We start from the raw sequence: 22564 nt of genomic DNA, 5'->3' as shown, positions 1-22564 counted from the left end.
GGGTGGAGCCGACCGGTACTAACGGGCGAACGCGGCACACTTTCCGACCCGCTTGTTGGGTCGGGTCTCGTCCTGTGGTGGTTTCTTTCGTTGGATGGCAAGGAATGCTGTTTCTTGTGGTCACGGAAACGATACCGGTGAAGCGTTTTTGCTCGCGTCCGTTGTCCGGTTCCCGGACCGCCACGATCGGAATCGGTCGTGTGGCATGGTTCCGGTTCTGCCGGCCGATCCCCTGGTGGGTTGGCCGTTATATTGGTTTTGCGGTGGTCATGGCCCAGGTGAGACGCCCGGTCCCTTTCCGAACCCGGAAGCTAAGGCCTGGTCGCGGCGATGGTACTGCACTCGAGAGGGTGTGGGAGAGTAGCACGCCGCCGCATTCTTTCGTCGGGGTTCCCGTCGAGCGTGACGCTCCGGGAACCCCTTTTCTTGTCTTTTGGTTCTTGTTTCCCGCGGAGCGCGGGAGGCTCCCAATCCACAACATTCAACTTAATAATATGAAGATCCTTGGTAGAGCGCTCCGCTCCCAAGGATCTTTTTGTATTTCTGGGCAAATAATCGCCATTCCGGCAAACTGCCCGGCATAACGGAATGGTGGCTCAGCAAAGCCGGGCCAAGAAAGGGAAGGCCGGGAACGGCCGCAAATCCATGTCACAGTCCATTGCGCGAAACAATAACACGGCAACGCAAGATGACGAGAACATCTCCATCAATCTTATTCTTGCCATTCTGTCAACTGGAATCATGGCCTTCATTGGCATCCTTACGGAAACCCTCACCAACGTGCTTTTCCCTGGATTAATGGCGGAATTCCACGTCGACACGTCCACTGTTCAATGGCTGACGACCGGCTATCTGCTTACGGTAGCGCTTGTCACGCCGCTCTCAAGCTATTTCAAGCGCAAACTGAAGTTGAGTACCATCTTCCTTACCGCAATCGTGCTCTGCATCACCGGCTGCCTGATGGCAGCTTGCACGTTGAACTTTCCTATGCTGATGACCGCGCGAATACTACAGGGAGCGGGCACTGGAATCGCGCTTCCGCTGATGTTCAATATCATTCTTGAACAGTCTCCGAAAAGCAAAATCGGCATGCTGATGGGCGTTGGAGGCATGGTGGTGGCCGTGGCGCCGGCACTCGGACCGACTGTGGGCGGTCTTGTCGGCACGTTCATGCCGTGGCGTTGGATTTTCGTGATTCTGCTGCCGTTCCTGTTTGTTTCGCTGGTGTGCGGCCCTAAAACGATTCATCAGGCCACTCCTACCGAAGAGGCGCATATCAATCCGCTGCATGTGCTTTGCCTAGCAGTCGGATTCGTCTGTTTCGTGTTTGCGCTCGACCGTGGCGGATCCGCCGTTACCGCAGTGAGTAATGGGGATACTTCCGCGACTACGCAATGTGTGATTGCAGTGGTTCTGCTGCTGATTGCCATGGCCGCTTTGCTAGTGTTCGCTTGGGTGTCGCATCGTGCGTTCTCGCCGCTGGTTCGTCTGACCGTGTTGCGGAGCGTGAAATTCCGTTGGCATTTGCTTGCGTATGTGCTGCTGCAGTTTGTGACGATCGGTTACGGCTATATGATTCCGAACGCTTCGCAACTGAGATTCGGCACGTCTGTGCTTGCCGCAGGCGTGGTGTTGCTGCCTGGCGCGTTGCTGGGAGCGGCTAGTGCTCCGGTTTCGGGATCGCTGCTTGATAAGTTCGGTCCGGTCCGCCCGATGTTCACTGCCATGCTCGCCGACCTGCGTGCCTTCGCGTCCAAACGATAGCTGCTGTGCTCACGGTACGTGAGCTCGTGTCCGGATCCCTCCACTCGCTGGAAGAATCTGGACAATTCGGGGGTGTATGTGCGGGCAGATTCCTCCAGTGGGTGGGAGAATCCGGATGCTGGGAAGCATACCAACGTACCAATTCCTCCAGTGGATGGAGGTTTCAGGACGTTTAAAGGCCGGTGCGCGGGTGTTTTCCTCCAGTGGGTGGAGGTTTTCGGACTGTAGAAGGCCTATGGGCGTACTGATTGTTCCAGCCACTGGAGGAATTCGGACTGTGAGAGTCTTGGCAGCGGGCTGATTCCTCCAGTGAGTGGGCGATCTGGGACGCTGAGAGGTGCGTTGGCAGGTGAATTGTCCCAGAGGGTGGAGAATTCGGTACGCGGGGAAGTCCTCACGTGTACGGATTCCTCCAGTGAGTGGGCGATCTGGGACGTTGCGACACGCCGATTTGGGGTTTGAAAGAAACTGTTGTATTCTAATCAAGTTGCGTTTCGCGGATAGACACTGTGAGACGTTGCATAATTGGAGAATTCGCCTAGTGGTCTATGGCGCACGCTTGGAAAGCGTGTTGGTGTAACAGCCTCACGAGTTCGAATCTCGTATTCTCCGCCAGTAGGGCTTCCGGATGATTTCGGAAGCCTTTTTTTATGCCAAAACGGCGGGTTTTCAATAGCTCGCTGGCGTGGCTCGCTGCGGCACGTGCAACGGAAAAGTTGCGAAACAGTGGGGGAGTTGCGCATATCGCTGATTTCGTTCGTAACGGTATGCTACCTTGCGTTACGCTCGGAACGATGACCGTTGCCAGTGGAGAGATTACCGGCAGAGATTGCTTGAAGAGAGGGAGGGCAGCGATGGCTGAGTTCGACGATGAGCTAGATATGCAGCGTGAACTCGATACCCGCGATTCCCTGGCTTCGATGGCCCACTACCATGTGTCATCGCCGGGTGCCGTTACCACGCAGGTGTTGCCGCCAAGCTTCATTCCCACTGCGACCGGCCGCATTCGCCCTGTGACGGGCACGATTCCCGCAATACAGTCGGATGCTCAGGAAAAACAGGCGCAGATTGGCCGTTCCGTTCGATCCATACGTTCGCTGGCTGCCGGCTCGCTTCGTAAATCGCAAGATTTCGATGCAGACGGTAGTACCGACGGCAACGGCAATAGCGGCTCCATAACGCCCCGCATAGCGTCCAGCGCCCCGCACTACGTCGATTGATCGTCGATTTTGACCGTCGACATTGCTTTCGACTTAAGTTCGATGAAACAGGCCTGATTCTAACCTAATTACAGTCCGCTTTATCGATTAGTCGTCGCAGCCGGATAATGCCCGATTATCAATCTGCCGTATTACTCAACAACAGCAATAAACGGACTTGCAGGCAATCCGAGATCGTTATACAGCAGACTGGAAATAACCGGATTTCCACTCCACCAGTAACGCACTTGAGTTACCGCGTTGCAATTCGAGCTTCCATCGGCGGCACTCAGCACAATCTGATCACCCTTAATCGTTGCCGTTGCCGAAACCCACTTTCCGGAATCGTCGGCAATTTCAAAACCTTGCAATGGCGTGGAAGTCGGCGTTGCAACGTTGGAAATACCATTCAAAGGAGTCGCGTCCGGATTCGCATCATAATCGGGCACGGTCGCGCTCGCAGTCTTCGAATAATTGGGCTTTTCCGCCTGCAAACCGGTTGCGGTGCCGTTCTGGAACGACAATACGATCGTGCCATCGGAAGCATGCTTCGCATGTGCGATAAGCGGCCCGTTGGGAATGGTCCTGCCTTCCGACATCGCCAGATATTGCGCTGCCATGCGCGCGCCGAGAATATCTTTGCCAAGCGGATGTATCAACGTTGAAGTGCCCTTGTCCGTATCAAGCGACACCGTCATTGCAACGTTGGAAGCATTGCGTAATCCGGCATTGCTCAACGTGTTCAACTGCGCGAATCGCACGTTTTGCGTGTACTGGTAGCCAGGCCAGCGTGCCAATTGCACATACAGGAACGGCAGATCATCCTGATCGAACACTTCACGATATTGGTTGATCAGCAGCGTCATCTGCGACTCGTACGCCAGCGCGGTCGCCTCGTTCGTGGAATCATTGCATCCCTGATACCACAGCACGCCCGCCACGTGGAACCCTTCCAAAGGCGCAATATGGTTCGTATAAATATCACCGCCTTGCACGTGACGTCGAATCGGCGTGCCACCCCATGCGGTTTGAATAATGCCGATCGGCACGTTCGGATGCGCGGCACGAAGCTGCATGGCAAACTGCTGCGCCAGATAACTGAAATGCTGCGAATTATCGACGGTCGCCTCAAGCCAGGTGCCAGCCTGCTCATTCACGTCGCGTAACGGAAAATCCGTACCTTTCGAGGAATTGGCGCTCGCAACGAAGTGTACGTTGTTGTCGGAAAGCTGTTTCGGCAGATCGTCGGTCGTTATCAGACCTCCGCCGAAATTGTAGGAGTTGCCTGAACCCTCATAATATTGCGAATAATTCAATTCCATATTCGACTGTCCGGCAGCAATAAATACGTCGCCAACATACACGTTTTTCAGAGTCAACAAAGTGGTTTCGTTGTGTAAAATCGTTAATGAATATGGTTTAAGACTTGCTTTTTGTTTAGGTAAGGTGCAGGTGAAATCGCCATTTTTGGAAATTTTAGCTTGTGCTGATGCTGATTTCTTTCCTTGGGAAATCGTTGTAATCAGTTACGTTGGGTCAACAACTTTTCCGCGTTGTGAAGTGGTGGCCGTTCCTTTGACTATCAGCGTTTTCCCACGTTGGAAAACCATGTTCTCCAAATAGTAGGAGGGGAGTTTCGCGGTGATGCGGGTCGCATAATTGTTGTTGGATTGCGCGGCGTTGTCGTTGCTGGAGACATTATCTGATGCGCTGTTGCTGCTATTGGAATTACTGCCGTTGACGTTTGCTGAACCGTCGCCCCATTTCGGTCCACAACCAACAATGATCGCCACCAGAATTGCCGCGGTCACTACCGCGGCAATAATCACGCGTGCCAGTCGTTTCTTCTTCAAGATGGCTCCCCTTCTGCGTCCGCAATGCAACGCTTGCAGCGTTTGTTTAACGGAGCAAGCACATTAAAGCCTAGTCAATCTTGCTGCGATGCGCACAAATATGGTCATCCGTCAGGCTCTGCCCATTTCTGTCATCTCTCCATGATGGCGTCCCATGGGCCGGACTTTTATCGGTCGAGAGCGGTGGACGTCTCATAATCACGCCACCCACTGTTCGTTCGTCTTCAGGAAATTCGCCTTGTTCGTAGGAGTTGAGCCAACGATCGATCATCTCATCGGTGATCTCTCGCCCATTTGCCGCTGTCCAGCTCATGAGAGCCTCCTTTCCGTTCGTTTGGTCTTTCCCTAGTCTTGCACTTTTCTTTTGACTTGTTACTGCATTTTATAGCCGTGAAGTCTTGAAAATGGAGGAATTTCAACGTTTCTTCTTTTGCCTGCCATGTGACTCTCTTTTGCTTTTCTTTTGATTCTAAAATCAAAAGAAACGTTGGGTATGCGGAAAAGGGGTATGGAAGAGTTGGGAGAAACGTAAAGACGGTGAGGCTAATGACCGGCTTGGTTGACAGGCCTGGTTGGCTTGATTGGCCGGCTTGATCGGCTGGTTGGTTGGCAGCGTTGCGATCGGTTGATTTACTGGAGGAATTGATCGTCCAGCGTTGCGTCGGTCGCGTCGGCTGCGCCGGATTGGTCGACGGTGCCGTCCGTGGCGCCCGCGTCGCCGGCAACTCCAGCATCGCCCTCCGTGTCTGTGGCTTCGTCCGTTCCGTCGTCGCCGGCCGTTCCGTCAGCGCTATTGTCGGTTCCGTCACCGCCATCGGTGGCCGCGGATTCGTCGCTCTTCTGCAAAGCCTGCTTGAACTGCTTGGCCTGCTTGTCGTACTCGGCTTTTGCGGCGTTGGCTTTGCTGATGGTAGCGGAAGTGTCGGCGGCGCAGCTCAGCGTTTTCGGCGCGGTAACTTCCGTCTGGTGCAGTTCGGCAAGCTTGTCGAGATCGTAGGACCCGTCGAAGCTGGTGAACGCTTCGGAGATCTTCGCCTTCAGCTGGAACGCCTTGGAATAGGAGGTGTTCATGGCCGTGACGGCTTCCTTGCAGTCGTTGAGTGCGGCCAGGTCGCGCATTTGCTGCGATGCGCGCACGCCTGTGAATCCGAAGACCGCGCCCAGAACAACGACTACGACGACTACGGCGATGATGATCTGGCGGTAGATGTGCTTTACGCGCTGGTCCGTCCAAGCGTCGCCGTCGCTGATGCCTTGCGCTATGGCCGCGTCGAATAGGTCTTGCGGCTGGCGGGATTCGCTGGATTCGTGTGATTGCCGGTTGCTGGTTTCAGCCGTGTTGCTGCTGCTGATTGTGCGCTCTCCGGTTGCGTTGGTACTGGTTGCGTTGGTACTGGTTGCGTTGGTTTCGACTTCGGTTGCTTCGACTTCGTCGGAAGCGTTGCCGACAAGCGTATTCCCGGTATTGCCATCGGCATCGCTGGCAAATGCGCTGCTGACGGTCGAGCTGTTGACTGCGATACCGCTGGCAGCGGCGTCAGTGCTGTCGGCAGAAGTGTTGGTCGTTGCGCTTCCGGCAAGTGTTCTCGGTGTGTGTGACGAGGTACCTTCCTCGCTTGGCTTCTTGCCGTGCCGTGCCATAACCCCTCCAGAATCTGCCTACTATTCTGTACTCCCCGGTGACAGCTCCCGATTCAGGGCAATTGAATCACGTTCCGAGAGTCCACCTGAAATGCCAATATACAGCGTACGATACCCGTCCTTCCCCGATTTCCCATACTCGTGTTGTAGTCGTTAATGCATTCAGGTACTCTCTGGAGTTTTATTCGTCTGTGATAACTTCTTAAAAATTTTGAGAAGTGTTGGTGGAAACTTCTTAAAATTTTTGAGAAGTGTTATGCTGGGATTGTTGGGTGTTTCGCAACGGACGGCGAAAGGAAGAACTTATGGTGCCGGATAATCCATGTGAATCGTATGCCATGCTGGTTCGTGAGTCCATGCAGTTTGACATTCCTACGCCGTCACGCCGCATCGAAATCATACGCGAGCTGCCGCAGCCGGCAGTGTTCAATGCTGTGCACATCATCACTGGCATCCGACGTTGCGGCAAAACGTTCTATCTTTTCCAGAAAATTCATGATTTGTTACAAAACGGCGTCTCGCGTAATGATATTTTCTATTTCAACTTCGCTGACGATCGTCTGCAACCAATGCAAGACACCGTGCTCAACGATATTGTTACGGAATACTGGCGGCAATATCCCGACTCTCGTGACCATGGCTGCTACCTCTTCCTTGATGAAGTGCAAGAATGCGCCAATTGGCAGGGATTCTGCCAGCGCATAGCCGAACATGAAGCTGTGACGCTAGTCATTACTGGATCGTCTTCGAAACTGCCCAGCGAAGAAATCGCAACGAATTTCCGAGGAAGATCGCATCCGCATGCCATGACGCCACTGTCTTTCCGTGAATTCTGCGACTTTCGGGGAATCGAAACGCCTACAGCGGGCAGCACTCTTGCCGATGCCGTGTTTTCGCCGCGAGAGGTCACCCGGTTTGAAGCTGCCTACAACGATTACCTAACTATTGGCGGCTTCCCTGCAGTGCAACGTATGGTTGAAGCTGATCGTATTGAAACGCTCCAAGGTTACGTGCGGGACGTGGTTGCGCGTGACGTTGCCGAGCGTCTTGGTCGTGAAAACATTACTCTCGCCACGCAGATAGCGCTGTTTTTGCTGCGCAATACGGCCTGCGAGCTGTCTACCAATGGTCTTGTGGAAACGTTGCGAGCGGTCGGCTGGAAAATCTATTGGGATAAGGCGAATACGTTACTCGAGCTGTTCAAGCAGGCATTTCTGGTGTATCAGCTTGAGGAGCATTCCACCATGCTCAAGCCGGGTAGTACTGCGGTGCCGAAAATGTATGCCGTCGATCAGGGTATGGTTTACGCGGTGTCACGCGCCAACCAGCAAGATATTGGAAAACGACTGGAAACTGCGATTTTCTGCGAATTGCAGAGACGAACTTCCGGTAGGCGTACGGAAACAATCACTTCGTACACTATGCCGACGTCCAAACAGGAGAAAGTTGACTTTCTTATCAGCGATGCTCTTGCTACGGAACCGTATGGGCTTATTCAAGTGTGTGCCAATATGGGAAATGAGAAAACCAGGGCACGAGAAATCGGCTCTCTGCAAGCGGTTATGCAACGTACCAACGTTGACTCCGGCCTGATTCTCACGCTTAACGAGGGAGAAACCATCGAACTTCCCGATTCCACTGGCACGATCCACGTACTCCCCTCCTGGAAATGGTCCCTCTACGAAGCGTGATGGGAAGGTCAGCGAGAATGCTGGAAAGGAGATAAGGAAATGGATGATGCCATATCGGTGCCCCTAACGAGCTAGCCGATTCTTATCAGTGTGTAATGCGTGAGATGTGGGGATTGGAATGATTTTGGAGTTGGGGATGGACGGGGTTGCGGGGTGCGGTTAGAGTTGGCGGTTAGGGCGTTTGCGCCGAATATTTGGGGTTGATGACTGTATTCAAGAGAGGCTGACGAATGGTTTCGCCACATCATGTTGTGAAGATTGCGACTGCGCTGTCTGCGGTTGCGTTGACTGCTTCCGTTGCGGTTGCGCCGGCTTACGCATTGCAGGATATTGCGATTGAGGATGCTGTTGCGCAAAGCGGTTCCGTTACTGCAGATAATGGTGTTGTTATGCAGTCTGACGATCAGTCGGATGATCAGACGGGCGACCAGCAATCGCAAGACAGCATGCCCGACAATCCGAATGCGAAACTTCCGGATAACGTCAGTGACGAGATTTCCGACGATGCCACCGTGGTTTCGGAAGACCTGGCTGTCACCCCCGAAGGTGAGGTCAAGAACATCGAAACTGGCGAAATCGTGACCGATCCAACATTGGTCGGCACGAAGGATCAGCAGCCGGATCCGCTCGCCAAAACCAACGGCGAATCCTTCATTCCGGTAAGTGCGGAAGATGTCAAAAATGCTGTAGCCGACGCGAACGTACAGCTCTCCAAATTCGAAAGCAATGAATACGGCGCGCACTGGGGCACCTACAACAATTCGAAAGCTTTTTTCGACTACCAGAACAACCTGTTCGTGCAGCAAGCCAAAGGCGTGATCGACGTTTCCGGATGGCAAGGCGACATCGATTGGGCCAAAGCGAAAGCCGACGGCGTGGAAGGCGCGATCATCCGCCTCGGCTACGGCGAAGGCAACAATGCCGACAAGAAAGCGCAACGTAACATTTCCGAATGCAAGAGACTTGGCATCCCGTTCGGCATCTACTGGTATTCCTACGCGGACACTCCGGCGCTCGCCAAAGAAGAAGGTGCCGACGTGGTCGCCAAACTCAAGCAATTCGGTGTGAATCCGAGCGACTTGGCGTACCCCGTGTACTACGACCTGGAAAAGTGGACCTGGGAGGGGCATCAGCCGCCCACCGACCCGAACGTGTACAACAATATCGTCAACAACTGGTACAGCGCACTACAGTCCGCCGGATACAAGAATCTAGGCGTTTACTCGTACACCAGCTACCTGCAAGGACCGCTGAAACATGCCGACATTTACGCCAAAACCACGTGGGTGGCGCAGTACGGCGCTCGCATGGGATTCGACTCGTTCCCGACCAACAGTCGCGGATGGCAGTACACCAGCACCGGCAAGGTGGACGGCATCAGCGGCAATGTGGACATGAATGCGTTCGGGAATAAGGAGTATGAATCCTTAATTAATCTGCTATGGGTCGTAAGAGATGAAGATATCGCAGTTGGAGCATCTGTGAATGCTCCGTACACTGATCTTGAATACAAGTGGCAGTCGTACAATGTTAATACGGGCAAATGGAAGACCATCGCCAATTGGAATAGTGCAAATTGGGCCGGTTGGTCTGATGATGTTGGAACATATTGGTTGCATCTTGAAGTGCGCGATGCGGCTTCCAAGACAAGTGTTGGTGAAAAGACCATCGCATTTGCATATGTTCCGGGCAGCAAGCGGATTAATGCTACTTACGCGGGATGGCAGTCAAAAGATGTTTTGCTGGGAGTATCCTCTGATAATGCTCAAGGACGTTACAAGATTAAGATATACGACGTAAACAAGCAACAATGGGTCGCCGGTTTTAACGGTCAGTGGGCTGTTTGGGAAAAACCTAGTAAAGGGATATATTGGACTCACTTTGAGTTGTATACGTCAAATGGGAAGTTAGTAGAGACTAAGACCTATGCCTTTGGAGTTTGACGACTCATTGGGCTAGTTATTAGGCTGATAAAAATAGATCGCTGTTTCATGAGCTTCGTGAAACAGCGATCTATTTTTTATTATTCAGTTATTTGTGGATCATCGTTTGGACGGGATATAATTTTATGATCTGCGACATCTTTAAGATGCTTTCCATATGGGGATTTCCCATACTTTATTGCAGCTTCCATAAGTTGCTCTGCTGAGATCCAGCCATTTTCAAATGCGATTTCTTCTGCGACTGCAATCGGAAGACCCTGAGCATGCTGAATTGTTCGCACGAATTCTCCAGCTTCAAACAGAGAATCCATTGTTCCCGTATCAAGCCAAGCATAGCCTCGTCCCAAGGTTTGGACGTTTAAGCTATTATCTTCTAGATACATCTTGTTCAAATCAGTAATTTCGAGTTCTCCGCGAGGAGAAGGCTTTACCTGCTTGGCGAACTCGCTGACTCGTGCATCGTAAAAATAAAGACCCGTAACAGCATAATTGCTAGCAGGATGTTCGGGCTTTTCTACTATCGATATCGCTTTATGGTTACTGTCGAACTCGACAACACCGTAACGTTCAGGATCATCAACGTAATACCCGAAAACAGTAGCGCCGTGTTTGACGGAGGCGGCTCTTCTCAAGGTTTTGCCAAGACCATTTCCATAGAAGATATTATCTCCAAGAACAAGTGCGCAGGGTTCGCCTCCGATAAAATCTTCTCCGATGATGAAAGCTTGTGCCAGACCATCCGGAGACGGCTGAACCTTGTAACTGAAATTGACTCCATACTGGCTACCGTCTCCCAAAAGTCGTTCAAAGTTCGGTAGATCTTTCGGAGTGCTGATGATCAAAATGTCACGAATTCCAGCCATCATCAACACGCTGAGCGGGTAATAGATCATCGGCTTGTCATAAACCGGTAGAAGCTGCTTTGAAGTGACGGTTGTTAGAGGATAAAGCCTCGTGCCGGATCCTCCAGCAAGAATGATGCCTTTCATTTTGCAATCTCCTTCTGGAGGTAGTCGTGGAGAGCCTCTTCCCAGTCAACCGGTGCATATCCGGTGGATTCCAATTTGCTTAGATCCAGAGAACAATTGCGTGGGCGAAGTGCACCGTGAGTGTTCTGAACATATTCTTCGACGGAATTTGCCTTAAGCGCAGATATATCAGCTTCTGCGGTCTCGTAAACAATCTTTGCGATATCGTACCAGCTAGCAACTTTGCCGGATCCAGTCATGTTATAAGTACCGTATTCAGCATGGGTCGTCAGGAGATGGAAAATAGCATTTGCCATATCAAAGGTGAAAGTCAAACGCCCGAATTGATCTCGTGGCGCTTCTGCAGGTTCGCCTGATTGCGCAAGACCTAGCATGCGGGTTACAAAGTTGCGTCCTTCACCGATAACCCAGCTAGAACGCAAGAGATAATGCTGAGGGACATTTTCCACAAGTGCATCACCCGCGGCCTTGGTCTGTCCGTAGACTCCCAGTGGCGCGAAGCCTTCGTCTTCTTTGTGGAATTCAAGTTCGCCATCGAATACGTAATCACTGGAAATATGAACCAAGGTGATTTTGTGATCTGTAGCGACTTTAGCAAGGTTCTTTACGCCTTGAACATTTGTCAACCATGCCGCTTTTCGTCCCTCTGCTGTTTCGGCAGCATCGACGGCAGTGAAAGCTGCGGCATTAATAATGGTGCCGTACAAATCCCAATCCACATTTTCAAAAGCATGCGCATCGGAGATGTCGAAGGTGTCTGTGTCGTGATATTCAAAACCTTCGAGATGATGATCTTCGGCATATTGCCTGATTGCCTTGCCGAGTTTGCCGTTGCATCCAAAAACCATTGTGCGCTTAGGCGCCATCGGCTTCGCGTCCCTCAGCATCGGGTGCTTCAGGTCGGCCTCGCTGCGTTCGGACTCCTCCAGCGGGATCGGCCACTGGATGTTCAGCTCCGGGTCCGCGAGGTTCACGAAGGTGTAGGTCTTCTTCTGCTCGAGGCTCCAATGCGCGTTCACGAGATACGTGTACGCGGTGCCGTCCTCCAAAGCCTGGAAGCTGTTGCCCACGCCACGCGGCACATAGATCGCCTTCGATGGATCCAATACGGTCGTGTACACCTGGCCGAAGGATTCGCCCGGACGCAGGTCCACCCACGCGCCGAACACGGAGCCCGTGGCGATCGAGATGTACTTGTCCCACGGTTCCGCGTGGATGCCTCGCGTCACGCCCTTCTTCGCATTGAAGCTGATGTTGTTCTGCACCGGACCGAAATCCGGCAGGCCGAGCTCGGTCATCTTCGCCCGCTGCCAGTTCTCCTTGAACCAGCCACGGTTGTCGCCGTGCACCGGCAGGTCGAACACCAGCAGTCCCGGAACGTTCGTCTCCTCGACCCTCAAATCCTTCTCGAAATCCATACCCTCGTAAATCCTTTGCCGTAGATGGGAATCATCATGGGACCACGCCCTTTGGGGTGTGACCGTTCTCGTATGTGTCTTACTGGCCCTGCTGCTTGTACCTGGCTTCAGTGGCGGCCTTGGCCGGCTCCCACCAGGAGCGGTTGTCCGTGTACCAGTCGATGGTCTGTTTCAGGCCGGACTCGAAGTCCGTGTGCGTGGGCGTCCAACCCAACTCGGTCCGCAGTTTCGTGGAATCGATCGCGTATCGACGGTCGTGGCCCGGACGGTCCTTCACCCAGTCGAACGCGTCCTCGCTCTGTCCCATCATCTTCAGAATCATGCGAAGCACGGTGATGTTGTTCCTCTCGCCGTTCGCGCCGATCAGGTAGGTCTCGCCGATCCTTCCCTTGGTCAGGATCGTCCACACGCCGCTGGAATGGTCCTCGGTGTGGATCCAGTCGCGTACGTTCTCGCCCTTGCCGTACAGCTTCGGCCTCTCGCCCTCGAGGATGTTCGTGATCTGGCGGGGGATGAACTTCTCCACATGCTGGTACGGGCCGTAGTTGTTCGAGCAGTTGGAAATAGTGGTCCTCAGGCCGTACGTGCGGGTCCACGCGCGCACCAGCATGTCGGACGCGGCCTTCGTGCTCGAGTACGGGCTGGACGGATGGTACGGGGTGGACTCCGTGAACTTGGCCGGATCATCCAAAGCGAGGTCGCCATACACCTCGTCCGTGCTCACGTGGTGGTAGCGGATGCCGTACTTGCGCACGGCCTCGAGCAGGCGGAACGTGCCCTCTACGTTCGTCTTCAGGAACGGTTCCGGATCCGCGATCGAATTGTCGTTGTGGGACTCGGCCGCATAATGCACGATCGCGTCGTGGCCCGGCACAATCCTGTCGAGCAGTTCCGCGTCGCAGATGTTGCCGTGTACGAACTCGACACGATCCTCGGGAAGGCCCGCGATGTTCTCGATGTTGCCCGCGTAGGTCAAAGCGTCCAACACGGTCACGTGCACATGCGGATGGTTGTCGACCACATAATGCACGAAATTCGACCCGATGAAACCACAGCCACCGGTCACGATGATGTTCTTAGGAGTAAACGTCTCTTCAGCCATACACTTAATAGTAGCTGCCAACACGTACGAAAGCCGAGTGAAACGTGAAATTTCCGTTGGGTCTTTTCACGCCTTGGTGTAGGGGAACTGCTGCTGGTAAACTCGGTGTTTATGGCTAAGAAAATTTTGGTTACGGGTGCTGGCGGATACATCGGCCGCCATGTGGTGAAGGCATTATTGGATTCCGGACTGGAAGTTGTAGCTTCTGACCTCCGAGTTGATGGTATTGACGACAGGGCAACAAAGATTCAGGCAAACATTTTTGGACCAAATGATTCGCTGTTTGAGGAACTTGGTTCTCCTGATGTGTGCTTGCACATGGCTTGGCGTGACGGTTTTAAGCACAATTCAGACAATCATATGGGAGATCTTTCCAGCCACTACAGGTTCATTAAGACCATGCTGGATGCGGGGCTAAAGCAGATTGCGGTCATGGGCACGATGCACGAAGTCGGCTACTGGGAGGGCGCCATTGATGAAAGTACTCCCTGCCATCCGGCATCTATGTATGGCATCGCTAAGAACGCTCTCCGAGAGGCGACTCTAATGCTTGCTAAGGAAAAAGATGCGACGGTTCAGTGGATTCGTGCGTATTATATTGTCGGCGACGATGCACATGGAAGTTCCATTTTTTCAAAACTGCTTCAGGCTGCTAATGAGGGTAAGCCAACATTCCCGTTTACTACAGGAAAGAACAAGTACGATTTCATTGATGTGGATGAGCTTGCACGTCAGATTAGTGCTGTTGTTTCTCAGGATCAGGTTAACGGGATTATCAATTGCTGCACAGGTGAGCCACTTACTTTGGCTGAACGAGTGGAACGTTACATCAAGGAGAATGGCCTCAACATTAAGCTTGAGTACGGCGCATTCCCGGATCGACCGTATGACTCTCCGGGTGTGTGGGGCGACGCGACTAAAATTCGGCAGATTCTAGGTAACTGAACCGCAATAGGTGTGATTGGAACTAGCTAAAATAATAATGGCAAGTGTTGAAGCTATAAGTGTCGAAACTTCTAGTATTGAAGATTCAGAGACGGTCAGCGTTTCTGAAGTGAAGAGACCTTCCATTCCTCTGAGAGACAAATATTCTCTCAGAGGTTTTATGAAGTACCTGCAAGGAAATCCTTGGGACATGGTGCTGAGTGTGTTTTTCCTGTTTATGGGATACGAATTGAAGATGTTTGGTAACTCGTATTCCATCGACACGGAGGCCATGATGCAGGTGCCGGAGAATCTGTATAGGTCTTGGGTAGGGCTTGAGCGTTTCGGCCTTCTCGCTTTAAAGAAGGTATTGGGACTGTATTGGTATAACAATGCGGTTGCTTCTTTTTTGACGGCCATGTGTCTTCTACTGGCAGCGCTGTTATGGGCCTACTTGCTTGCGGGGGCCTCAAATCTTAAAGGCAAGTTCCATCCGGCTTTCTTTACAGTGCCATTTGTCGCATCGCCTATTTTGGCGGAGATGGTAGGTTTTACTCTAACAGGGGCAGAGATTGGCATCGCACTGGGACTTGTAGCATGTTCCTTGATGCTGCTGCTAAACAGTTGGTTTAGCAAAAAATGGTGGGTTGCAGTATTGTCGTGTCTGACGGCTTTTGCTGCATTTACCTTGTACTTGGCGATGGTAACTGTGTTTATCACTGGGGTTGCCATGGTTTTTCTCGTGCTTTTTTGGGATGACCGTGAGCATGATTTATTACGTCGTTTTGTTTTCATTTTTGTCGCTGCTGGTATTTTTGTTTTTGCTTATGCTTTCTACAAAGTCGCTAATGCTGCTGCAATGAAGATGTATCATGTGACGACAAACGCATACATTAGCGATCAATCAAGTTGGGGTAAGGGATCTATTCACGAAATTGCGCATGCTATTTTGAGCCATGCTGTGACGTTGTATTCAGGAGAGGGGATATATTATTCCGTTGCGTTCCCAATTGTGCTGGGTATTTTCTTGGCAGTGATGGGGATTGCTGTATCCCGAAAACATGCTGATGTTTTGATGTTCATTGTCGCATTGTGTGTGTGCGCCTCTCCGATGATGATGAGCGTTGTTTTAGGAGGCAATCCTTCCACTCGGACTGAGATGTCGTATCCGTTGGCATTCTCATTTGTGTTATCTTTCTTGGCGGTATGGGCATCTGTTTCATTCACTAAGGAACGTTGTGTAAAGTGGCTTGCGATCTTCTCGGTGCTGGCAATTGGATGGAGTCAAGCACTCATCGTGAATCGTATCTTTTATACGGAAGCCACCAATCATCAGCAGGATATGGAACTGGCGCAGGAGATTAGAACGCGAATCGATGAGCTGAATATCGACGATCAGTCTGAGGTGTCTCTAGTATTCCTGAATTATCATAAGTCCGCTTGTAATAAAGACTGCTATACCTCGGACCAGTTGGGTTTGGTGGGACGATCTTTGTTTGAAGTGACCGTTTCCCCCGAACAAGGAACGTTTGTTAAGACGAATTTCTTAAATATTACGGGAACAAATTTTGCACAAGCTTCTACCGAGCAGATTGAAAAAGCGACGGAGGTGGGACGTTCGATGCCTCATTGGCCAGCTAAAGGGAGTGTTGTACAGAAGGATGATTTTGTAATAGTCAATTTTTGACTTATTCATGTGGCCATGTTCCGGGTTAAAAGTATTAATAAGGATTATGCGTGATGCTTGTCAGTTTTGTTGTTCCCTGCTACAACGAAGAAGAGTCGTTGCCGATTTTTTATAAAGAAGCTTGTCATGTCTCCGATATTCTGCGTAAAGAATATCAAGCCGAGGCTGAGTTTATCTTTATCGATGATGGCTCATCCGATGGAACTGTCAAGGAACTCCGAAAATTGCGGAAGAAGGATGATCGTGTTCGGTTTATCTCTTTCTCCCGTAATTTCGGTAAGGAAGCTGGCTTGTATGCTGGCTTGAAAAATGCTGAAGGCGATTATGTAGCAACATTGGATGCGGATCTGCAGGATCCTCCGTCTCTTATGCCTGAAATGTTGAGATTCCTTATAGAAAATAAAGAATACGATTGTGTCGCTACGCGCAGAGAAACACGTAAGGGCGAGCCTTTAGTCCGCAGTCTTTTTGCTAAATTATTCTATAAAATCATTAATAAATTGTCTGGTACGGAGATTATGGACGGTGCTCGAGATTTCCGTTTTATGACAAGAAAATTTGTTGATGCTATTCTTGATTTAACTGAATATAATCGTTTTTCTAAGGGTATTTTTTCGTGGGTTGGCTTTAAGACTCATTGGATTTCCTATAAGAATATAGAACGAGTCGCTGGAAAGACCAAATGGAATTTCTGGTCATTGTTTAGATATTCCATTGAGGGTATTGCAGGTTTTTCAACGGTTCCTCTTGCCTTTGCTTCATTTTTAGGTGTTTTCTGCTGTGATGCTGCATTCATAGGCATCATTATTGTTGTCCTGAGGGCATTACTCTTTGGCGATCCTGTTGCAGGATGGCCAAGCATGATTAGCATTATTCTCCTGATCGGTGGGTTGCAACTTTTTTGCATCGGCATCGTGGGAGAATATCTGGCCAAAACCTACACTGAAGTAAAACATAGGCCTATATATATAATCAAGGAAACAGACGAGGACAATTTAGAATAAAGTCATCTTCTGTTTCCTGTTGCGAACATCGAACGCACGTATTGGACTGTCGCTTTCTCAAGTTTAAAGAGTCCAACTGCTAATGCCATGATTATTAAGAAATCTGCAAAGAAAAGTAGATATCCGTCAAAAGGTGACAGAGCGGTGCAATCAACGATTGTGAAGACTTGGGCAATCAAGACGTGATGTACCAGGAAAATTGGATACGAGTATTTCGCGATGGACTTTACTGGTACACGTACGGGTTGCACATCAAGCCATTTTGCTGCATAAACGATGACTAGGAATGCACCGATTCCTACTACAGTCACGGCAAAAGAACCTTTTAGCAAAGGATGAAGCTCTTGTATGATAAGCACTAGAAGAGCTCCAGCTCCTGCGACCGTTGGTACTTTTTGTATGTACTGGATGAAATACATGCCAAACAGTAATTCTGGCAGTCGCGTAGTCATGAGCAGATCCGAAGGCAAACCAAATATTGTTGGCTGAAGGATCAAAGTAACTGCATAAAGTGCAAGAGCGATAATGACTGTTATAATCGGGTGCTTCTTAACTCCACAGCGCAACAGAGGGAATAGCGCATAATAGATGAGGATGAACCCTAAAAACCATTCACCTAGCGTATAAAAAGTCGGGAACGAGGTGTTCGCGACCATGCCATCGATGCCAAGTACCGAAAAGATTAATGACCATTTCGGTGCGGAAGCAAGTACGTGTCCTCCGTTACGAAGGAAGAGAAAAGCATTCGCAAGGATAAATGCAATCCAGAACATTGGATAGATTCCAATGAAGCGCTTGTAATAGAAATGCCTGCAGTCTAGTTTGTCGGATTCGCCATATGTGTACATAAGCGCTGCTCCTGAAATGATGAGGAACAGCGATACACCTAGACTGCCTACATAAATGCCAAATGGTTCATACATGAAAACTGGATGGCCGAGCATATAAGGATTGTTGAAATGCGTGATAACAATAAGGATTGCAGCTAGCGCACGCACCAAATCCAAATAGAAAAGTCGTGGACGTTTTTTCTTGCTCTGCTGGGCTACGTCCTCAGCTTTCTTAGCGGTGAGACTATTGTCTGTCATGTACGGTCTTTCTTCAGATGGCTGTTGGCGTTTCCATATCGGGTTTTGTATGTGCGCGGGTGACGGATATGTCTATACAAGTTCATGAATTTTGCACCGCAATGATAGGCAAAGGGCACTTTTACCAGCATACGCTTGAACCATAGAAGAATGGCAGCTCTTAAAGAGAAGCCACGGGGTACATTTGTACAAGTTCCAAGTAAAGTCGCATCAAGATAGGGAGCGGCACAATTGGCTAGCTTTTGGATATCATAAGAGAGGTTAGTGATCTCGATACGCGCAAAACGGTCAGAATAGATATAGCCTGTGTAGTAGCCGTTAGCTTGAGGAACATAACCGTAAGCTCGTTCAACAAAATGAAGCATGGAACCGTCGATTTTATTCGGCTCAGGAGGGAAGTCCTCATACTTCCAGTCGATGTCGAAGAACTGTTGCAAAGCTTTTGGACGGAACCAGAACATCGTTCCCATGGGAGCAATAGGTTCTTTATCCTTATCCAGTGGAACCTTAACCCGTAGTGTTTTTTCAAGCATTTTTTTGGTACCTTCGTAATTTGGTCCCCAAAGACTGGCGAAATTACCAAAGTAATCAGCATGGTTCGGCGGCGCAGGTGCAAGAACGCCAGCATGCGGATCATTCTCGAAATGATTGATTATATTGCTGACCAGAGCCTTACTTCCTAATACATTCTCGAAGCACTTATAAGCGAAGCCATCACCTATGCTGTATGGAGAAAGTTGGGTAACTTTTTTGTCATGTGCGAAGCATACGTAATCGTATTGAAGGCAGTCTTTGCCTGCTCCAACCAATAATGCGCTGACGTCACGTCCGCGATTCTGAATAACACGCACATCAACGTTATAGGGCAGATCTTTGCAACGCTCTCGCACAATCGTAGCGTTCTCCTCAGAGCCAACGGTGAAAATGAAATCGCAACCTTCCGGCATGGATTTAGCGTATTCCAGAGTCTTATCGAGCAAATCCATATAGTACAAATGCATGATAAGAGCAATACGCTTATTAGTCGGAATGGGAGCGATAGTATTTGTGGGAAGAACAAAATCAAGATGCAGGTTTTTGACAAGATCTGCGAGATTCATGGTTCTCAGTGCATTTTGCCAAATGAGATCAACATCAAAGTCAGTATGATCACGTAGGAATTCAAACAAGTCCAACGCGGCATTGCCTACGGACTGATTCATGGTATCCATGTAGTCATGGAAGAATGAGCGACGTTTGAAAATAGGGCAACGCTTTTCTGCGACTAGTGTCTTCGCGGCAAAAGTAATCGGTCCGTATGTAAAGCCTTCTAAATCATCCGTATTGACGTAGGTGTCCCACTTAAATCCCTTGTCAGCAAAACGTTTAGTAAACAATGACTCATGGAGGCCAACAGAATCATAGTAGCTTTTAATAGGAGGCATATTGTCCCAATAGTCTTGGAATGACTTGCTCTCAATCAGGCTTCGACGGTATGCGTGGAAGTGGGATTGAATATGCTCTGGTAGATATCCAAAGGGACTGCGCCCGAATGGGTCCTGTGGAACTTTATGGAACTTTGTGATACCCCAGAAGTCCAAATCACGCTGATCCATCGTCTCAAACATTTCAGAGAACGGATAGACAGGACCCATGATGGTGGCGTTGAACAGCACAACTTCATCGAAAGATACGAGTTTTTCCCAACCGTAAGATTCCATTGCAGTTTTATAAGCCCAAACATCGAAGCCCTCATTTGGGCGAACAATCAGGTTATTTGTATACGAGGAAAGAATTTTTTCTCCTGCCTCGTTCAATTTTCCATTGCAGACGATAGTCATTTCAGAAAGATAGGGTCTGAAACCATTCAGCAATGTAGGGATGTAGTCATCTACCACGCCTTCTGCATCGTAGAAGAAGAAAATCCCAAGACGTTTTACCGATGACTCATCTTGAATTTTCATAGTAGTTTGCTCTCTCTGTGTGTATTGATAATACGTATCACGACCTGGACAGGTTGCTGCAGTTATTTATCTGGTCATAATTACTTACAGCAATGACTCGCTGTCGCTTTCTAAAGACCTGTCAATTTTTTGAAAGTCGTCCTTCTCGTAAAACTTGACTAGTCGATGCGATTAAAAGTCAACGCGCGGTCACTGAGGATACCGTTTTCGCTGTTTCTATCATTGCGCACTGCAAAATAGCAGCAGAAATCATCGTTGGTGAAAGCGACGTAATCTGGCCGTTCTGATTCCTCTGACTCAGAACGGATGGTGGCGAAAATGCGGAACTCCCCGTTATTGAATTGCTCCATTGGAATGGAAAACCGGACTTTATGGTGCCCTTTTTCAATTGGGAGACCGAAATATTCGCTTTGAGTATCGACGTCATAAATTTGGCCACCGCGTCGTGCATCTTGCAGAATTAGCCCCAGATATCCCTGTCGATCACTAATGGCGTATTCATATTCAACGTCAAAAACAAAGGGAGATTCCCCATCGACGATTTTAGGGCTGACAGGAGTTATTCGAAGCACGGGAACGCGCTGGTTCAGACCATTGGGATAGCGAAGCTCCTTGCTCGAGTCGTTCTTTGTCTTGTAATAGTTGAGTTCATGTGCATTCTCGAGCGAATACTGATCTGCGACATTATGTGGGTCACCAGAGGCAATAATTTCACCGTCTTTAATGAGAATTGCCTTATTGCAATACTTCTTGACGGCATCCATGCTATGCGTGACAAGTATAACTGTCTTGCTTGGATCGGTTTTGACCTGCTTAAAGAACCTATCGCACTTCTTCTGGAAAGCCTCGTCTCCAACCGCAAGTACTTCATCTAGAACTAGAATGTCTCCGCGCGCTTTGATAGCCACAGAGAAAGCAAGACGCACCTGCATGCCGCTAGAATAGTTTTTAAGTTTCTGATCCATGAATTCACCAAGCTCAGCAAATTCAACGATATCGTCATACATTGCGTCGACTTGGTCGCGAGAGAAACCGAGGAGTGCGCCATTGAGGTACACATTTTCTCTACCCGTTAATTCTGGATTAAAACCGACACCTAATTCGATAAACGGGACTAGAGTTCCATTTATCACAACGTTGCCTTTTTCGGGTGTATAGATACCTGAAATAATCTTGAGGAGGGTTGATTTTCCAGAGCCGTTTCGTCCGACGATACCAAAGAAATCACCTTTTCGTACTTCGAAAGAAATATCGCGCAGCACTTGCTGTTCACGGTATCCTTTGATGCCTTTGGTCCAGTTCAGGAAGGCTTGTTTTAGGCCACTTGCCTGTTCTGTCGGCAGACGGAACGATTTTGCAACGTGAGAAACAGATAGCGCGAGGGGATTCTCTTCATCGTTCGACAGGACAATCGGGGTTTCAACTGTAGTCACTAGAGTACCTCCGCGAATTTGCTGCTATTCTTTCGGAAAACATGTACACCAAGCCAGAGCAATAATGCCGTCAGAGCATACGGGATAAGGGAAAGAATGGGGTCACCCACCCATGTCCATACAGTTGGAATGTCCTCTGGAGATAACAGATTGTGACGGACATCCATGATGGTCTGCGCTATTGGATTGAGTAACATAATTTTGGACACAGCGGGGAAGTACTGCGAAACCATAGAAAGTGGATAAATTACAGGAATCGCATAAAACATTGCTTGTAAAACGACATCCCATATATGGGACACATCTCGAAAATATACATACAACGTGCCGAGAAGCAACGAAATGGCGAGGGCCAGCGCATAAAGCTGCAGTACGTTCAGAGGAACTAGCAGCATATACCATGTGTAATGGGCGTGCGAGAAGAAACCGAAGATGACAACCACAAGCAAGTTTATTCCAAGGGAAATCATAGATCCCATGGTTGTTGCGGCAACGATGATATAGCTCGGGAAATGAACCTTGCGAAGTAAATCGCCACGATTAACTATTGACTGCATTCCCATAGTGGTCGCTTCAGAAAAGAATGACCACAAGCATGTACCGCACAGAAGTGAAATCGCAAATGTAGGAGTACCGTCCGAAAAACGTAGGAATCGGACGAAAACCATGTACATGACGGCAAAAAGCATCAACGGTTTTAAGACAGACCAAAGTACGCCTAGAAAAGATCCTTGATATCTTAGCTGGAAGTCAGTCTTCACTAATTCTTTAAATACCACTATTGAATATCGGTACTTAGCCTTGAAACGCCGAATTAAGTCACTCATAGTCTCTCCACTCTATCAAAAGGGATAGCTGAAACTTTAGGCTGTTTAAAATCTACAC

The 22564-nt window shown here is 49.7% G+C and carries 18 protein-coding genes, 1 tRNA gene and 1 rRNA gene; 9 read left to right on the top strand and 11 right to left on the bottom strand.

Going from position 1 to position 22564, the window contains the following annotated elements; genetic code table 11:
• Positions 1-259 precede the first annotated feature (259 nt).
• From rrf to KSY55_RS06745, 4 genes are all read left to right on the top strand, one after another.
• A 5S ribosomal RNA gene (gene rrf, locus KSY55_RS06760) occupies positions 260-377 on the top strand.
• 268 nt (positions 378-645) lie between these two features.
• Positions 646-1764, top strand: coding sequence for an MFS transporter (locus KSY55_RS06755; protein ID WP_217749627.1), 1119 nt, complete (start codon positions 646-648; stop codon positions 1762-1764).
• A gap of 527 nt (positions 1765-2291) precedes the next feature.
• Positions 2292-2379: transfer RNA gene (locus KSY55_RS06750), tRNA-Ser, on the top strand.
• A 239-nt stretch (positions 2380-2618) separates the two neighbouring features.
• The gene (locus tag KSY55_RS06745; protein WP_022244802.1) at positions 2619-2984 is read left to right on the top strand and encodes a hypothetical protein; all 366 of its coding nucleotides are present in this window, start codon (positions 2619-2621) and stop codon (positions 2982-2984) included.
• 131 nt (positions 2985-3115) lie between these two features.
• Here KSY55_RS06745 and KSY55_RS06740 read toward each other — a convergent pair whose 3' ends face one another.
• The 4 genes from KSY55_RS06740 to KSY55_RS06730 all read right to left on the bottom strand — a co-directional run bounded on the left by KSY55_RS06740 (position 3116) and on the right by KSY55_RS06730 (position 6457).
• Entirely contained in the window at positions 3116-4345 is a 1230-nt protein-coding gene (locus KSY55_RS06740) for a sialate O-acetylesterase (RefSeq protein ID WP_254881873.1), read from the bottom strand.
• A 144-nt stretch (positions 4346-4489) separates the two neighbouring features.
• Positions 4490-4816: a hypothetical protein gene (locus tag KSY55_RS09120; RefSeq protein ID WP_254881874.1), complete on the bottom strand. Its 327-nt coding sequence runs from the start codon at positions 4814-4816 to the stop codon at positions 4490-4492.
• A 70-nt stretch (positions 4817-4886) separates the two neighbouring features.
• The gene (locus KSY55_RS06735) at positions 4887-5129 is read right to left on the bottom strand and encodes a hypothetical protein (protein WP_217749626.1); all 243 of its coding nucleotides are present in this window, start codon (positions 5127-5129) and stop codon (positions 4887-4889) included.
• A gap of 317 nt (positions 5130-5446) precedes the next feature.
• Complete coding sequence (locus KSY55_RS06730) at positions 5447-6457, bottom strand: hypothetical protein (RefSeq protein WP_217749625.1); 1011 nt, start codon at positions 6455-6457, stop codon at positions 5447-5449.
• Positions 6458-6762: 305 nt separating this feature from the next.
• Between KSY55_RS06730 and KSY55_RS06725 the strand changes: the two genes are divergently transcribed.
• On the top strand, positions 6763-8148 hold the full coding sequence (locus KSY55_RS06725) for an ATP-binding protein (protein ID WP_254881875.1): 1386 nt from the start codon (positions 6763-6765) through the stop codon (positions 8146-8148).
• 230 nt (positions 8149-8378) lie between these two features.
• The gene (locus tag KSY55_RS06720; RefSeq protein WP_217749624.1) at positions 8379-10091 is read left to right on the top strand and encodes a glycoside hydrolase family 25 protein; all 1713 of its coding nucleotides are present in this window, start codon (positions 8379-8381) and stop codon (positions 10089-10091) included.
• Between the two features lie 80 nt (positions 10092-10171).
• Here KSY55_RS06720 and rfbA read toward each other — a convergent pair whose 3' ends face one another.
• From rfbA to rfbB, 3 genes are all read right to left on the bottom strand, one after another.
• A complete protein-coding gene (gene rfbA, locus KSY55_RS06715) occupies positions 10172-11080 on the bottom strand; it encodes a glucose-1-phosphate thymidylyltransferase RfbA (protein WP_004223109.1) in 909 nt (302 codons plus the stop codon).
• Positions 11077-12498 carry a bifunctional dTDP-4-dehydrorhamnose 3,5-epimerase family protein/NAD(P)-dependent oxidoreductase gene (locus KSY55_RS06710; protein WP_080789557.1) on the bottom strand — a complete coding sequence of 474 codons (1422 nt, stop codon included), beginning with the start codon at positions 12496-12498 and terminating at the stop codon, positions 11077-11079. The genes rfbA and KSY55_RS06710 overlap by 4 nt, the downstream gene beginning before the upstream one ends.
• A 79-nt stretch (positions 12499-12577) precedes the next feature.
• Positions 12578-13600, bottom strand: coding sequence for a dTDP-glucose 4,6-dehydratase (gene rfbB, locus KSY55_RS06705; RefSeq protein WP_117754735.1), 1023 nt, complete (start codon positions 13598-13600; stop codon positions 12578-12580).
• A gap of 111 nt (positions 13601-13711) precedes the next feature.
• Between rfbB and KSY55_RS06700 the strand changes: the two genes are divergently transcribed.
• The 3 genes from KSY55_RS06700 to KSY55_RS06690 are packed head-to-tail and all read left to right on the top strand — an operon-like array spanning position 13712 to position 17215.
• The gene (locus tag KSY55_RS06700; protein WP_117754734.1) at positions 13712-14545 is read left to right on the top strand and encodes an NAD(P)-dependent oxidoreductase; all 834 of its coding nucleotides are present in this window, start codon (positions 13712-13714) and stop codon (positions 14543-14545) included.
• A 37-nt stretch (positions 14546-14582) separates the two neighbouring features.
• A complete protein-coding gene (locus KSY55_RS06695; protein WP_070097397.1) occupies positions 14583-16211 on the top strand; it encodes a glucosyltransferase domain-containing protein in 1629 nt (542 codons plus the stop codon).
• Between the two features lie 53 nt (positions 16212-16264).
• A complete protein-coding gene (locus tag KSY55_RS06690; protein WP_055063710.1) occupies positions 16265-17215 on the top strand; it encodes a glycosyltransferase family 2 protein in 951 nt (316 codons plus the stop codon).
• Between the two features lie 2 nt (positions 17216-17217).
• Here the strand turns inward: KSY55_RS06690 and KSY55_RS06685 are convergent, their stop codons facing one another.
• From KSY55_RS06685 to KSY55_RS06670, 4 genes are all read right to left on the bottom strand, one after another.
• On the bottom strand, positions 17218-18303 hold the full coding sequence (locus KSY55_RS06685; RefSeq protein ID WP_117754733.1) for an acyltransferase: 1086 nt from the start codon (positions 18301-18303) through the stop codon (positions 17218-17220).
• Positions 18300-20246, bottom strand: coding sequence for a rhamnan synthesis F family protein (locus KSY55_RS06680; RefSeq protein ID WP_080789562.1), 1947 nt, complete (start codon positions 20244-20246; stop codon positions 18300-18302). The genes KSY55_RS06685 and KSY55_RS06680 overlap by 4 nt, the downstream gene beginning before the upstream one ends.
• 158 nt (positions 20247-20404) lie before the next feature.
• On the bottom strand, positions 20405-21679 hold the full coding sequence (locus KSY55_RS06675) for an ABC transporter ATP-binding protein (protein WP_080789563.1): 1275 nt from the start codon (positions 21677-21679) through the stop codon (positions 20405-20407).
• Positions 21679-22506 (bottom strand): ABC transporter permease, encoded by an 828-nt coding sequence (locus tag KSY55_RS06670; protein ID WP_004223131.1) that lies wholly within the window; start codon positions 22504-22506, stop codon positions 21679-21681. Before KSY55_RS06670 ends, KSY55_RS06675 begins: the two co-directional genes overlap by 1 nt.
• Positions 22507-22564 lie beyond the last annotated feature (58 nt).

The organism is Bifidobacterium sp. MSK.13.1 (genome assembly GCF_019131435.1).
Classification (GTDB): Bacteria; Actinomycetota; Actinomycetes; order Actinomycetales; family Bifidobacteriaceae; genus Bifidobacterium; species Bifidobacterium pseudocatenulatum.
This window is presented reverse-complemented; position numbering and strand designations above follow the sequence as displayed.

Bases quoted from the DNA above. Each gene is read 5' to 3' on its own strand.
- KSY55_RS06710 (WP_080789557.1), bottom strand. From the start codon at position 12,498: ATGGATTTCGAGAAGGATTTGAGGGTCGAGGAGACGAACGTTCCGGGA.
- KSY55_RS06685 (WP_117754733.1), bottom strand. From the start codon at position 18,303: ATGACAGACAATAGTCTCACCGCTAAGAAAGCTGAGGACGTAGCCCAG.
- KSY55_RS06695 (WP_070097397.1), top strand. From the start codon at position 14,583: ATGGCAAGTGTTGAAGCTATAAGTGTCGAAACTTCTAGTATTGAAGAT.
- rfbA (WP_004223109.1), bottom strand. From the start codon at position 11,080: ATGAAAGGCATCATTCTTGCTGGAGGATCCGGCACGAGGCTTTATCCT.
- KSY55_RS06700 (WP_117754734.1), top strand. From the start codon at position 13,712: ATGGCTAAGAAAATTTTGGTTACGGGTGCTGGCGGATACATCGGCCGC.
- rfbB (WP_117754735.1), bottom strand. From the start codon at position 13,600: ATGGCTGAAGAGACGTTTACTCCTAAGAACATCATCGTGACCGGTGGC.
- KSY55_RS06755 (WP_217749627.1), top strand. From the start codon at position 646: ATGTCACAGTCCATTGCGCGAAACAATAACACGGCAACGCAAGATGAC.
- KSY55_RS06730 (WP_217749625.1), bottom strand. From the start codon at position 6,457: ATGGCACGGCACGGCAAGAAGCCAAGCGAGGAAGGTACCTCGTCACAC.
- KSY55_RS06720 (WP_217749624.1), top strand. From the start codon at position 8,379: ATGGTTTCGCCACATCATGTTGTGAAGATTGCGACTGCGCTGTCTGCG.
- KSY55_RS06690 (WP_055063710.1), top strand. From the start codon at position 16,265: ATGCTTGTCAGTTTTGTTGTTCCCTGCTACAACGAAGAAGAGTCGTTG.
- KSY55_RS06735 (WP_217749626.1), bottom strand. From the start codon at position 5,129: ATGAGCTGGACAGCGGCAAATGGGCGAGAGATCACCGATGAGATGATC.
- KSY55_RS06725 (WP_254881875.1), top strand. From the start codon at position 6,763: ATGGTGCCGGATAATCCATGTGAATCGTATGCCATGCTGGTTCGTGAG.
- KSY55_RS06745 (WP_022244802.1), top strand. From the start codon at position 2,619: ATGGCTGAGTTCGACGATGAGCTAGATATGCAGCGTGAACTCGATACC.
- KSY55_RS06680 (WP_080789562.1), bottom strand. From the start codon at position 20,246: ATGAAAATTCAAGATGAGTCATCGGTAAAACGTCTTGGGATTTTCTTC.
- KSY55_RS06670 (WP_004223131.1), bottom strand. From the start codon at position 22,506: ATGAGTGACTTAATTCGGCGTTTCAAGGCTAAGTACCGATATTCAATA.